12 protein-coding genes are annotated in these 13,876 nt (G+C 55.0%); all 12 read left to right on the forward strand.

Features of this window, described 5'->3' with window-relative positions:
- The first annotated feature begins 82 nt into the window (after positions 1-82).
- Entirely contained in the window at positions 83-727 is a 645-nt protein-coding gene (locus SDD30_RS14935; protein ID WP_434075732.1) for a bifunctional 2-keto-4-hydroxyglutarate aldolase/2-keto-3-deoxy-6-phosphogluconate aldolase, read from the forward strand.
- A gap of 228 nt (positions 728-955) precedes the next feature.
- A complete protein-coding gene (locus tag SDD30_RS14940) occupies positions 956-1,978 on the forward strand; it encodes a PfkB family carbohydrate kinase (protein WP_434075733.1) in 1,023 nt (340 codons plus the stop codon).
- Between the two features lie 394 nt (positions 1,979-2,372).
- The gene (locus SDD30_RS14945) at positions 2,373-3,401 is read left to right on the forward strand and encodes a LacI family DNA-binding transcriptional regulator (RefSeq protein ID WP_434075734.1); all 1,029 of its coding nucleotides are present in this window, start codon (positions 2,373-2,375) and stop codon (positions 3,399-3,401) included.
- A gap of 115 nt (positions 3,402-3,516) precedes the next feature.
- Positions 3,517-4,722, forward strand: a complete 1,206-nt coding sequence (locus SDD30_RS14950; protein ID WP_434075735.1) for an ABC transporter substrate-binding protein — start codon at positions 3,517-3,519, stop codon at positions 4,720-4,722.
- 86 nt (positions 4,723-4,808) lie between these two features.
- A complete protein-coding gene (locus SDD30_RS14955; RefSeq protein WP_434075736.1) occupies positions 4,809-5,681 on the forward strand; it encodes a branched-chain amino acid ABC transporter permease in 873 nt (290 codons plus the stop codon).
- Positions 5,682-5,696: 15 nt separating this feature from the next.
- The gene (locus SDD30_RS14960) at positions 5,697-6,566 is read left to right on the forward strand and encodes a branched-chain amino acid ABC transporter permease (RefSeq protein WP_434075737.1); all 870 of its coding nucleotides are present in this window, start codon (positions 5,697-5,699) and stop codon (positions 6,564-6,566) included.
- Entirely contained in the window at positions 6,563-7,327 is a 765-nt protein-coding gene (locus SDD30_RS14965; RefSeq protein ID WP_434075738.1) for an ABC transporter ATP-binding protein, read from the forward strand. The genes SDD30_RS14960 and SDD30_RS14965 overlap by 4 nt, the downstream gene beginning before the upstream one ends.
- 2 nt (positions 7,328-7,329) lie before the next feature.
- Entirely contained in the window at positions 7,330-8,052 is a 723-nt protein-coding gene (locus SDD30_RS14970; protein WP_434075739.1) for an ABC transporter ATP-binding protein, read from the forward strand.
- A gap of 16 nt (positions 8,053-8,068) precedes the next feature.
- A complete protein-coding gene (locus SDD30_RS14975; protein WP_434075740.1) occupies positions 8,069-9,082 on the forward strand; it encodes a uroporphyrinogen decarboxylase family protein in 1,014 nt (337 codons plus the stop codon).
- Positions 9,079-10,167, forward strand: coding sequence for a zinc-binding dehydrogenase (locus tag SDD30_RS14980; protein WP_434075741.1), 1,089 nt, complete (start codon positions 9,079-9,081; stop codon positions 10,165-10,167). The genes SDD30_RS14975 and SDD30_RS14980 overlap by 4 nt, the downstream gene beginning before the upstream one ends.
- 99 nt (positions 10,168-10,266) lie before the next feature.
- Positions 10,267-12,093, forward strand: coding sequence for an FAD-binding protein (locus SDD30_RS14985; RefSeq protein ID WP_434075742.1), 1,827 nt, complete (start codon positions 10,267-10,269; stop codon positions 12,091-12,093).
- A gap of 37 nt (positions 12,094-12,130) precedes the next feature.
- The gene (locus SDD30_RS14990; protein WP_434075743.1) at positions 12,131-13,480 is read left to right on the forward strand and encodes an oxidoreductase; all 1,350 of its coding nucleotides are present in this window, start codon (positions 12,131-12,133) and stop codon (positions 13,478-13,480) included.
- Positions 13,481-13,876 lie beyond the last annotated feature (396 nt).

Raw genomic sequence — 13,876 nt, forward strand, 5'->3', positions numbered from 1 at the left:
AGGCAGGAATTAAGGATGGTATGGCGAATATATTTACTATAATAAACCACCGTTTCAATATATAAACCATAGGGGGATAAGAATGCAAAAGTTAAAGGTAATGCAGCGCCTTATCGACTGCGGCATTGTAGCCGTAGTCCGGGCCGAGAACCCGGAGCAAGCACTTAAAATTGCCGCGGCGGTAAAGGCCGGCGGGGTGGAGGCCATCGAAATCACCCTCACCGTACCGGGCGCCCTGGAGGTCATCCGTGAGCTGGCCGCCACCTACCGTAACGGGGAGATTCTTATCGGCGCCGGCACGGTTCTCGACGCCACCACTGCCCGCATGGCCATCCTGGCCGGGGCCGAGTTCCTGGTCAGTCCCTGCCTGGACGTGGAGATGGTGAAGACCTGTAACCGCTACCAGAAGGTATGCATGGCCGGGGCCATGTCCGTGGGTGAGGTTGTTGCCGTTATGGAAGCAGGCAGCGACTTCGTCAAACTTTTCCCGGGCAGCGCCTTCGGGCCGGAAATGGTCAAGGCCATTAAAGGTCCTTTACCCTATGCACCCATTGTCCCTACCGGCGGGGTCAGCCTGGAGAACGTCGGTCGGTGGATCAAGGCCGGCTGTGAAGCCGTTGGGGTAGGGGGCGAACTGACTAAAGGAGCTCAAACGGGTGATTATGGTCAGGTGGAAGAAACGGCGCGGCAGTTTGTGGCGGCTATCCGGGCAGCGCGGGGCAAATAAACCGGCCAGGTAACATCCTGCACCTCAATGTGTTTGGCAATCGGCACCGGCCGGAAGGCGCGACTTTTTATGCTTCATACTTTGAAAACTAAGCAGTTCGCCAGGGATGGTAATCGATTCTGCTCGGCCTCGTAACTTTAAACACATGAGACCTTGAAAACAAACCATGCTCCAGGCATCCGATCGGCATCACCCGCTGACAAATTTTGCAAGAAAGGAGTTTTTCCTATGGCTAAAGTTATTACCTTCGGCGAGATTATGCTCCGCCTATCCACCCCCGGTTACCAGCGTTTCGTTCAGGCTGATTCCTTTGACGTCACCTACGGCGGCGGTGAGGCCAATGTGGCCTGCTCCTTGGCTAACTATGGGTCTGAGGCCGCCTTGGTCACCAAAGTACCGGCCAATCCCCTGGGCCAGGCGGCTATTAATCACCTGCGCCGTTACGGCATAGATACCAGCTTCATCCTGCAGGGCGGTGAACGCCTGGGCATCTATTTCCTGGAAAACGGTGCCTCTCAGCGGCCCTCCAAAGTTGTCTATGACCGCAAGTACGCCAGCATTGCCGGGGTCCAGCCGGGTGAGTTCAACTGGGCCAAGATCTTTGCCGGCGCCGATTGGTTTCACTTCACCGGCATCACTCCGGCCCTGGGTGAAAATGTAGCCGCCGTGACCTTGGAGGCCGCCCGCATGGCCAAAGAAATGGGCCTGACGGTGAGCTGCGACCTGAATTACCGTAAAAACCTGTGGACCCCCGATCAGGCGCGGGCCACTATGACCCAGTTGATGGCTTATGTTGATATAGCCATCGGTAACGAGGAAGATGCGGAAAAGGTTTTCGGCATTAAAGCGACGGCTTCTGATGTTACCAAAGGAGAAATCAGTGAAGAGGGTTACCGCCAGGTGGCACAGGAGTTGCTAACCCGCTTCAACTTGCAAAAGGTGGCCATTACCCTGCGCGAGAGTTTCTCCGCCTTTGACAACGGCTGGTCGGCCCTGCTGTACGACGGCCGCGAGTTTTACCGTTCCCGGCGCTACCAGATCCACATCGTCGACCGCGTGGGCGGCGGCGACGCCTTCGCCGGCGGGCTGATCTACGCCCTGACGGCAGGGTTTGCCTCCGCCGAAGCCCTGGGATTCGCCGTGGCCGCCTCCTGCCTGAAACACACCATCCCCGGCGATTTCAACCATATTACGAAGGACGAAGTGCTGAACCTCATGCGCGGCGACGCCTCCGGCCGGGTGCAGCGGTAAATAATCAAGCCCTGGAGTCAACTTCAGGGCTTATAAATTTCCTTATACCAATCTTTTAATTGTGTCTACTAAATGGTAAAATGTTAATAGAGTTGAGTTAAGAGGTGAGGCTTTATGTCAGGCCAATCTACCAGGGTTATCTAAAGTTCTACAACGAGGTGCGGTAGTAGTATTTCAAAGTCGGCGAATCCGGGTACGACGATTACCTTTTTGGCCACGAAAATAGTGTAGCTATTATAGCAACTGCAAAGCTCCGGGAGGGGCTTTATTAATTTCCCGGATTGAAAAATTTTTTCCTTACCTTAGCAGGAATTTAACAAGGCATGGCGAATATATTTTACAAACGATTGCACAATGGATTGTACAAAGGTTTGCAGTAGAGGATGCTGAATACATGGTCAACATTAAAGAAGTAGCCGAACGGGCCGGGGTTTCACCCAGCACCGTCTCCCGCGCTTTAAGCGGCCGGGTAGTAGTTAGCCAGGAGACCAGGGAGAAGGTCCTTCGTGCCGTCCGCGAGCTTAATTACCAACCCAATGCCCTGGCCAAAGGCCTTAAAGAAGGCCGCTCGAGGACCATAGGCCTGATTATCCCCAACGTCCGCAACCTGGTTTTCCCGGCAGCTATTAAAGGGATTACCGACGTGGCCAAAAAGCACGGTTATACCGTCATCCTTTGTAATACCGACGAAGATATAGAAACGGAAAAGGCCTATGTCGATAACCTGCGCAAGCGCCTGGTGGACGGCCTGATCTTTTCCACCGCCACCGCCGCCAGCACCCACATTTTAGAGCTTAAAGAGCAGTGCTTCCCGGTGGTCCTCATGATCCGTCACCTGGAGGATCAGGTGGATGCTGTCATTGTCGACAACTATCAGGGCGGTTACGAGGCCACCCAGTTTCTGATCCAGCGCGGTTACCGCCGTATTGCCTTGATCAACGGTACCATGGACCTCGACCTCTATCGCCAGCGTTTTGCCGGTTATAAGGCGGCCCTGGCCGCAGCCGGACTGACGTATAACGAAGACCTGGTTGTGCATGGCACTAAAGATTGGGAAGACGGTTACCGGGCCATCCTTACCATTCTGGAGCGGGGCCAGCAACCGGACGCTGTCTTTGCCGCCAGCGATCCCAAAGCTCTGGGGGCTATTAAAGCTTTAAAGGAAAAGGGCCTGCGGGTACCGCAGGATATCGCCGTGATGGGTTACGACAACCTGGATATGTCGGAATTGATGGACCCGCCCTTGACCACCATGGCCCAGCCCTTTTATGAAGTCGGTCAACGGGCGGCGGAGAGGCTAATCCGGTTGATTAACAGTAAGCGCAAAACCAGACCCACGGTCGAAAGGCTACCGGCGCAACTCCTGGTCCGGGCGTCGGTCGGTTACGGCCTGGCCTGGACGGTAGTAGCTGTCAATAAATAAAGAGTCTAACCGGGGAGGGGGGGCTGGCGGGCAACAGATAAATACTAGTTTTGTTGCGGATTGAAGTAACGCAAGATGGGAACTAAAGATGAAAAAAACTGGAGGTATTGAAGACATGAAAAAATTAGTAGTATCTATGCTGACTATCATTCTGGCTTTGGGACTGGTTGCCTGCGGCCAGGGCAATTCCTCCCAGGGAAAAGGCCAGGGCGGTAACAGCCAACAAGGTACTGCCGGCGACCAGATCATCATAGGCAACTTGCAGGATTTAAGTTCAACCACTTCGGTGTGGGGTAAAGCCGTCACCAACGGCGCCCAATTGGCTATTGACAAGATTAACAAGGATGGTGGCCTCAACGGTAAAAAGCTGAAGCTCGTTACCTATGATACTAAAAACGATGTCCAGGAAGCCATCAATGCCTATAACCGCCTCGCTTCCCAGGATAAAGCAGTGGCCATAATCGGCCCGCCGGTCAGTAACATTGGTATCGCCCTGGCGCCTATTGCGGAAAACACCAAAGTAGCTATTCTGGGTAGTTTCATTGACGAGCGGGCCACCACCAAGAATGACGGCAAACCCTGGGGCTATAACTTCCTGATCCAGCCGAGCAGCGTCCAGCAAGCCCAAATCGTGGCCGGCTATACCCTGGACAAGTTAAACGCGAAAAAAATTGGCGTCTTATATAACCAAGCTAATGCTTATTCCGTTTCCCTGGCCAAACCTTTTGTCGATTACGTAAAAAGCCACGGCGGCCAGATCGTTTCGGAACAGGCATATAAAACCAGTGACAAAGATTATAAAACCCAGTTGGCGGAAATCCAGGCTGCCGGGGCGGAGGCCATTTATATGCCCAACTATATCCAGGAGAATGTCCTGGCAGTTCAGCAGGCGCGCCAAATCGGTATTAAAGTACCTATTGTCGGCGGGCTGGATTTTGCCCCGCCCTTTGCCAAGCTGGCCGGTGATGCCGCCAACGATATCTATTTCCCCAATAATATTGCGGCTGAAGACCCGCAAATCAAAGAGGTGGCAGCTGCTTATAAGGCGGCCTATAACGAAGAACCCCTTAACAAAGCCTTTATCGGCTATGACAGCATCCTGGTCATTGCCGACGCTATTAAGCGAGCCGGTACGCCTGATCCGGTCAAAGTGCGCGACGCCATGGAGCAGACGAAAGACCTCCAGGGAACAACCGGCACTATCAGCATTTCGCCTAAAACCCACCGTCCCTATGGTCTTTCGATGGTGATGATTAAGATCGATAAAGGCCAGTATGTTACTAAGGAACGTTATATCACCAAGGAACAGCAACAGCAATAACGGGAAAACATGGCTCAAACCGGGGCGGGCGTGGAAGGCCGCGCCCATCCCGGTAATCAGGTATGGGTTTAAAGGAGCGGCAAAGTATGACGGCACAATTAATAATCAACGGCCTATCCCTGGGCGCGGTTTATGCTCTGATCGCCGTGGGGTTTGCTATAATTTTCAATATACTGAAGTTCAGCAATTTCGCCCACGGTGGCTTTATGACTGTAACGGCTTATGTGGGCTTTTTAGCTACCCGTTTCTGGCACACCTCATTACTGGCGACCTTGCTCATAGCCTCTCTGGCCGGCGGGTTGCTGGGCTTGCTGGCGGAACTGGTGGCTTTTCGCCGCATCCGCAACAATAAGAGCCCGGTAATTTACTACTTTGTCTCTTCGATCACTCTTGGTATGTTACTAGAAAACCTGATGACCATCTTTTTCAGCACTAACTTTTACTCTTATCCCAACTTTTTTCCGGTAGATACCATTAAGCTGGGCCGGTTAATCATCGGGGTTCCGGATTTAATCATGTTTTGTATTTCGACCCTGGCCTTGATTATCCTGGCAGGGATCATTTACCGGACCAAACTGGGCGCAGCCCTGCGTTCTGTTTCCTATGATCTGGATACTTCCGGCCTGATGGGCATCAACGTCTTGCGGATTATCCAACTGGCTTTTTTCCTGGCTGGTTTTCTGGGCGGCATCAGCGGCGTCTTTTTAGGGATCAGCTATACTCTTTATCCCCAGTTGGGTCAAATGGTGGTTAAAGGCTTTATCGCCTCGGTTATCGGCGGTCTGGGCAGCCTTGAAGGTGCGGTTATCGGGGCTTTCCTCTTAGGAATGGTGGAGATTTTTCTCATCCGCCTGGTTGGTTCCGGAATATCCCCGGTATTTATCTTTGTCATTATGCTGCTTTTCCTCCTGGTGCGGCCCCGGGGCATTGCCGGTAGCCATATCCAGGAGAAAGCTTGAACAGGAGCATGATCGATGGATTTATTAAGCTCGGTTTTAACCTTTACAGCCATCAATGTGGTCGCAGTGACGGGGGTTTTTGCTTTAACCGGCTTAACCGGCCTCTTTTCCCTGGGCCAGGCGGCCTTTATGGGTATTGGCGCCTATGTCGCCGGCTTGCTGGCAGTGAAATATAATTTCCCCTTTATCCTGGCAGCGGTTAGCGCCATCGGCATCGGCCTGGTGGCCGGCCTGATTGTCGGCCTACCGACCATCAGGTTACGCCGGGACTATATCTCCCTGGTCACTTTCGGCTTCGGGGAGGCCATAGCGGCCCTTTTGAACCAGGCAGTTAACGTTACCGGCGGTGCTACCGGCCTGTCGGGAATTCCCAAACAAACTACCTTGACCCTGGCGGTTGTTTCCGCCGTTGTTTGCCTGATCCTTGTTTGGGGATTTAAAAACTCCCGTTACGGTCGTCAGTGCCTGGCGCTGCGTAGCGATGAACTGGCGGCCAGGTCCATGGGTATCGATGTTAACCGGATGAAGATGACGGCTTTTCTTTTATCAGCAGCCATTACCACCTATGCGGGAGTTCTTTACGGCTTCTACACGACTTATGTCGAACCGGTAATGTTCGGCTGGACGAAATCGGCCGAGTGGATTATCATGGTCTTTTTTGGTGGGGTCAACAGCCTGACCGGGGCCGTTTTCGCCAGTGCCTTGCTTACCGGCATGCCGGAAATACTGCGGGCCGCGGCCGAGTGGCGTATTGTGGCCTACTGTGTTATTGTCCTGCTGATTTTAAACTTTAAACCCACCGGTTTATTCGGGGAATATGAGATTTCCTTGTCGGCCTTATGGCGCCGCTGGGGGACCAGGAAAAAGGGTGTCGCTAAGCCATGAATATTTTAGAAATCCAGGGACTACACAAGAGGTTTGGCGGGGTTCAGGCAGTAGCCGGCTTTTCCCTTTCTCTGCCTGAAAAGGGGATCATCGGGATTATCGGCCCTAACGGAGCCGGCAAGACGACGATTTTTAATCTCATTTCCGGCATTTATAAGGCTGACGCCGGCCGTATAACCCTTGCCGGCCAGGATATTACCAATCATGAGCAACACCAGGTGGCCCGGGCCGGCTTGGGCCGGACTTTCCAGAACATCCGCCTTTTTAAAGGCTTAACCGTGGCGGAAAATATCATGACGGCGATTGATCCGGTTACTAAAGGCAGTATCTTTGCTTGCCTCCTGTCTTTACCGGGCAAAATTCGCGCGGAAAGGGAAACCCGGGCGCAGGTGAGGGAGTACCTGGAGCTGGTCGGCTTAGTGCCGTATAAAGACTGGCGGCCGGAGAATTTACCCTATGGTATTCAGCGCCGCCTGGAGATTGCCCGCGCCCTGGCTACCGGGCCGAAGGTCTTACTACTGGACGAACCGGCCGCCGGCTTGAACCCTAAAGAAGTGGCTGAGCTTATTGCGTTAATCGGGAAATTAAACCGGGAATTGGGGCTGGCGATTCTCTTGATTGAACATCGCATGGAGGTAGTTATGCAGCTTTGCCAGTATATCTACGTCCAGAACTTTGGCAAGACCCTGGCCAGTGGTACCCCGGCAGAGATCCAGTGCAATGAAGAAGTTATCAAGGCCTATCTGGGGGACGAGGGATAAAGATGTTGACTATTACCAATCTAAGCGTCGGGTATGGAGCGATAACGGCCCTGCAGGACGTAAATTTAGAGGTTAAGCAGGGCCAGATTGTCAGTATTATCGGCGCCAATGGCGCCGGTAAAAGTACCCTGCTTAATACCATCGCCGGCCTTGTCCGTCCCCGGCAGGGTTCGCTCCTGTTTATGGGAAGCGAACTGCCGCGCCAGCCGCATCTGGTGGTCAAACGGGGCATTGTCCAGGTGCCGGAAGGGCGCAAGGTTTTCTCCGGCCTGACGGTAAAAGAGAATTTGCTCATGGGCGGCTACCTGCGCAACAGCCAGGAAATAACCAGGAATATGGAGCATATCTTTACTTTATTCCCGGTTCTTAAGGAGCGCGCCAACCAGTACGCCGGCACCTTAAGCGGTGGCGAACAGCAGATGCTGGCTGTAGGACGAGGCCTGATGTCCAATCCGCAGGTGATGCTTTTTGATGAACCTTCTTTGGGCCTGGCGCCGCTGGTTGTGACCACTATTTTTGCGATCATCAAGAGAATTCGCGCGGAAGGGGTTACGGTCCTGCTGGTGGAGCAGAACGCTCGTAAGGCCCTGAGCTTATGCGATTACGCCTATGTTTTAGAAAATGGCCGGATTACCATGGCCGGCCAGGGCCGAGACTTATTGGCTGATCCCAGTATTCGCAATGCCTATCTGGGTGAACAGGTGGAATGTAAAGTAGGCAACTGATGGGGGTAATCAAAGGATGGATATTTCCATAGCAGGAGAAACAATTTTGTTTGTGCCGGTGATCTATGAGCATGCGGCGGCCTTAATGGGCGTAACCCCTTCGGACATGGCCAGAAATGCCGATCTGCTTGTCGCCGGGCAACTAAAAGCTTACGAGCTCTACCAGCACGATCTAGTTACCGTCGGTATTGATATTTATAACATCGAGGCTGAAGCCCTAGGGTGCCCGGTGCAATATTTCCACGATGAAACCATCCCGGCTATTGCTGGTAACATCGTCAATGGGCCGGCCGATTTAAAACACCTGCACCTGCCGGACCCGGAACATGACGGACGCCTGCCCCTGCTCCTGGATGCCGCCAGCCGGGTAAAGGAAGCCCTTGGCCTGGAGGTCCCGGTGGGAGCAGCCATGGTTGGCCCTTTTACTCTGGCGGCCCTGCTGCGGGGATATGAGAGCTTTATCTTGGACTTGTTGCTGGCCCCGGAATTCGCCGCCGACCTCCTTGATTTTGCCACCGCAGTCGGTGTCGCCGTAGGTACGGCTATGGTTAAACGGGGTTTGAGCCTATCGGTGAACGAATCCTGGATTACGCCGCCCCTGCTTTCACCGGATCTCTACCAGCGTTTTGCCTTCCCCCGGGAGCAAAGGTTAATTACCGCCTTAAAGGCCGCCGGGGCCGCTAGTGTCGGCCTGATTAGCGGCGGTAATACCACCGCCATCGTCGACTGGTTGGTCCAGACGGGCTCTTCCCTGCTGATGGCCGACTACGGCACCGACTTGGTCGCCTATAAAGCTAAAGCCCGGGCCGCCGGCATCGTCCTGCGGGGCAGCATCCAGTCGCGAGTGCTGGAAACAGGCCCCCGGGAAGTGATTGCTGCCCAGGCCAGGGAAGTGCTGGCTAAAGGGGCGCCAGGTGGCGGTTTCATCCTGGGGTGTGGCGTGGTGCCCTACGGTGCCGACCCGGAAAATGTGCTTTACCTGAAACAAATCCTGCAAAATTATATGGCGGAACGTGAGGGAAAGGCATGAAAGCGCGAGCTTGCCTAGTGGAAGCTTTTAAAGAACCGTTGCGGATAAAAGAGATTACCATTCCGGAATTGGAACCGGGGCAGGTGCTGGTTAAAATCAAAGCCGCCGGTGTTTGCGGTTCCGACCTCCATATCTGGCGCGGCGAAGACCCGCGCATCAAACTACCTTTGATTTTAGGGCATGAAGGGGTAGGCGAAGTAGCCGCCGTCAAGGGAAAAAAGTTGACGGTAGAAGGAAAAGAAGTCAAAGAAGGAGACAGTATCCTCTGGAACCGGGGGTTATCATGTGGTCACTGTTACTATTGCGCCGTTTTAAAAGAACCCTCCTTTTGCCCCCACCGGATCGTGCAAGGCATTAATATCACCTGTAATGAGCCGCCCTATTTAAATGGTTGTTATGCTGATTTTCTAATCCTTCCCGCCGGGATAGACGTTTTTCATCTACCCTCTGGTATCGATCCGGCTGTTCTGGTCGCGGCCTCCTGTTCCGGGGCTACGGCAGCCCACGGTTTTGACCTGGCCCGGCCGGAACCTGGGGAAGCGGTAGCCGTTGTCGGACCCGGTCCCCTGGGACTCTTTGCGGTGGCTTTTGCCCGGGCCTATGGCGCCAGCCAGGTAATCTTAAGTGGTGGCTCCCAGGTACGCTTGGAAATGGGCCGTACCTTCGGGGCTACAGCGACTTTAAACCGTCACGAGCAGCAGCCTGGGGAACGTATTGCGGCTGTCATGGATCTCACCCGCGGCCGTGGTGCCGACCTGGCGGTAGAGGCTGTCGGCAGTGCCGCAGCGCTGGAAGAAGCCATCGCCCTGGTGCGACCAGGGGGAACGGTCCTTAGCGTGGGCTTCGGCCAGCCGGGAGGGAGTTTTGCCTTCGACGGTTACCAGCACCTGGCCCGGCGTAATATCCGCCTGCAGGGGGTATGGGTGAGTGATACCCGCCACGTGTACCGGGCGATGGCTATGATCCTGGCTCACCCCCAGCTTTTTAGCCGGATGATCACCCATCGTTTCCCTTTGGAACAGGTAAATGAGGCTTTAGAAGTTATGGCCCGTAAGGAAGCGATCAAGGCGGTCCTCATACCATAGAAATAATAGAGTTATTTTCTCCTACTGCTGTAATAGAAGTCCCTTAAGTCCGGAAACAGCAGGATGTTATTATTATAAAAAATAGGAGCCTGAGATGGGATGGAATATCACCAATGCGATGTCCTGGTCGTTGGCGGCGGCGGGGCCGCCCTGCGGGCGGCTATTGCCGCTCAGGAATATAATCCGAGATTAAAAGTAATCTTGGCTACCAAGGGCGTGCTGGGCCGGAGTGGGGTTACAGCTACAGCCTGCTCCGACAGGATGGCCTTGCATGTCACTCTGCCGCATACGCCGCCAGGGGGACCGGACGCCTGGCGCTATCACGCGGAAGATATCTACCGGATCGGCGGTCTGGTATCCGATTGGGATCTGGCCGTAATCCTGGCCCGGGAGGCGCCGGCAGCCTACAATTACCTGGATGGTCTTGGTGTACCCTTCGCCAAAAAAGAGGGTAAGGCATTGCAGTTTATCACCGACGGTTCCGCTTATCCCCGGGCTTGCTACACAGGTCCCGAAACGGCTATTCATATCGAAAGGGCCCTGTTAAGCCATCTTCAGCAGCTGCCGGTAGAAATCATGAACTTTACTATGGTAACCCGCCTGATATGCCGGCAGGGACGGGTAATCGGCGCCCTGGTCCTGGATACTCGCAACCATGATGCACCGGAGAAAGCCGTCCAGGCTATTTCCGCCCGGGCTGTCATTCTGGCTACGGGCGGCGCCGGTCAGGTTTACCGCACCAATGTCTTTCCCGCCGGCATGACCGGCGACGGCCAGGCTTTGGCCTATCAGGCCGGAGCCGAACTGGTGAATATGGAATTTATCCAAATTGGCCTGGCCTCAGTGAAAACGAAATTAAATTGCTCCGGCAGTATGTTCCGGGCTCTGCCCCGCCTGGTCAATGAGAGGGGGGAGGAGTTTTTAGGCCGTTATTGCCCCTCCGGTACCCGGAGCGCAGATCTGCTAAATTTGGTATTCCGTAAAGGGGCCACCTGGCCGGTGACCTATGAACACCCGACTCATATTATCGACGTGGCTGTTTATCGCGAGATTGTGGCCGGGCACCGCGTTTACCTGGATTATAGCCGGAACCCGGAGGGTTTCCAGTGGGAGGCCCTGGCGGTGGAAAACCGCCAGCGGTATTTTAATGAAATCAAAAGCCCGGTAGGAGCGGCAGAGCGCCGGGCCAACCCCCTGCAGAGGTTACGGGAAATCAACCCCGAGAGTATCGCCTGGTTGCGGGAGCGGGGCCTTGATCTGGAGGCCGGGGCGCTGGTGGAAGTGGCCCCCTGCATTCAGCACTTTCAGGGCGGCGTCAAAATCGGGCCAGCCGGGCAAACGACTATAGCCGGGCTTTACGCCGCCGGCGAGGTGGCCGGCGGCCAGCACGGCGCCAACCGCCCCGGGGGTAACGCCCTGCTGGATGGCCAGGTCTTTGGCCGCTTGGCGGGGGAAGCCGCCGCCCGGGAAGCCGCCCTAACGCCCGCCTCCGACCTGCCGGTGGAAGAAAGGGCAGCCTTTTTGGTGCAGTTAGAGAGGTTAGCCGCGGGGGATGTGCCGGCCGGCCGGGTACGGCGGGAACTACAAACCCTCATGGACAAGGTGGCCAGCGTCGTCCGCACCGCTGGGGGCCTGCAGGCGGGCCTGGCGGAACTGGCGGAGTTGCAAGCTCAACTTCAAGGGCAGCGGGTTGATCAACACGGTCTGGCCTATGCCCTGGAGAATGAGAATCTATTCCTGGTAGCGGCAATGATTCTGCGGGCCGCCCTGGCCCGGGATGAGAGCCGCGGTCCCCACCTGCGTTTTGCCAACGAAAATGACTTGACCCCCCTGGCGCGGCGCGACCCCGAGTGGCAGCAATACCTGGTAATCAAACGTCGGGGAGGGCAGATGGAGATAACGCCCCGGATACCGGTACGCCCGTAACTAAAGTTGTTTATATTGGACATAGGAGATGGTCTGCATGGCCCCTCATGCCCGGTTTAACTTTAAAACCCTCGCTGAACTAAAAGCGAAAATAGCTGAACTGGAGGTAGAAATTAAACTACAGGACGATCTCGCCCCTCTGTCCAGACGGGTACGCATTGGGGATCAGGAAACGCCCAATTCCCTGGCAGTCCTGCCGATGGAGGGTTGCGATGGCACCGAAGACGGCGCCCCTTCGGAACTGACCTTCCGTCGCTACCGGCGTTTTGCCGCCGGGGGTGCCGGGTTACTTTGGTTTGAGGCCACTGCTGTCGTCCCGGAGGGCCGGGCCAATCCGCGGCAGCTGCATATTAACCGTCGCAATCTGCCGGCCTTCAAGGAATTACTGCATGACTCTTTAGAGGCGGCGCGGCATAGTATGGGGTCCGACCACCGGCCCCTCTGCATCCTGCAGTTGACCCACTCCGGCCGTTACAGCAAGCCTTTTGGCCAACAGCAGCCGGTTATAGCCTACCATGATCCCTACCTGGACGGTCCCGCCGGCGTAACTCCGGATCAGGCACCCATTACTGATGCTGAATTGGAACAGTTGCAGGCCAGGTATGTCGAAGCCGCCCTGCTGGCCAGGGAAGCCGGCTTTGATGGCGTTGATCTCAAGTCCTGCCACCGCTATCTTTTATCGGAATTACTGGCCGCTCATACGCGCCACGGTAAATATGGCGGTGAGTTCGCCAACCGGGTGCGCTTTCTCCTGGAGACAATCGCCAGGGTGCGGGCTGCCGTCGGCGATGAGTTGGTCCTGGCGGTCCGGTTAAGCGCCTGTGACGCCCACCCTTACCCCTACGGGTGGGGTGTGGATCGTGAGGATTGCACCCGCCCTGACCTAAGAGAACCCAAGCAGCTACTACATCTCCTGCAGCAGCAGGGGGTTTCCCTGATGGCTGTTTCAGCCGGCAATCCCTATTACAACCGGCCGGATGTTACGCGGCCCTTTGACACGCCGCTGGTAGGAGCCGCCATCCCGCCGGAGCATCCCCTGGAAAGTGTGGCCCGCCTGTTCAGCGTAACCCGGGAGATGCAGATGGCAGAACCGGAAGTCGCCATTGTCGGCAGTGGCTATAGCTGGCTGCGGCAGTTCCTTGGCCATGCTGCTGCCGCCAATATCGCCGGTAGGGCTGTAACCCTGGCCGGGGTAGGACGGGAAGCTTTCGCTTACCCCGATTTCGCCCGGGATTTACTTACCCGGGGTTACCTGGACGCGCATAAAGTTTGTATCGCCTGCAGTCGCTGTACGCAGATCATGCGCGATGGTGGTAAAACCGGCTGCGTAATCCGGGATGCTGACCTCTATCTACCAATTTATAAAGCCGGTCGTGCATCCAAATAAAAATCACCGGCCCTATGGTTTCTTTATGTTTATGCACAAGATTGAAAACGGCAAATGAATTATTAGCGGTATCTACAATGGCCCGGCCGGGCAAAGGACCCTGGCCGGGCTTTTTATTTTGCGCCCAACCAGAAAACCTTAACATCATTAATGTCTTTAATGTCTTTTAATTCCGGGTCCCCGGTAAAAAGGATTACGAAAAGTCTTATCGACCAAAGAGCTTTTTGCTTTGCCCCCCATAAAAGTTCCTTGACGTTATTTGGACTATATGCCGCCGTCAAAAGAACAGGCTGTGTCGTGCAAAAAAATATTAAAGAAGTCGTAACTACTCAGGCTATCAACCAATAGTTAAAAATCAAGTCTCACCAGGAACAAAAGGCATGCCAAGGAGGGCAC

Source organism: Moorella naiadis (nom. illeg.) (genome assembly GCF_051020825.1).
GTDB classification, from domain to species: domain Bacteria; phylum Bacillota; class DSM-521; order Neomoorellales; family Neomoorellaceae; genus Neomoorella; species Neomoorella naiadis.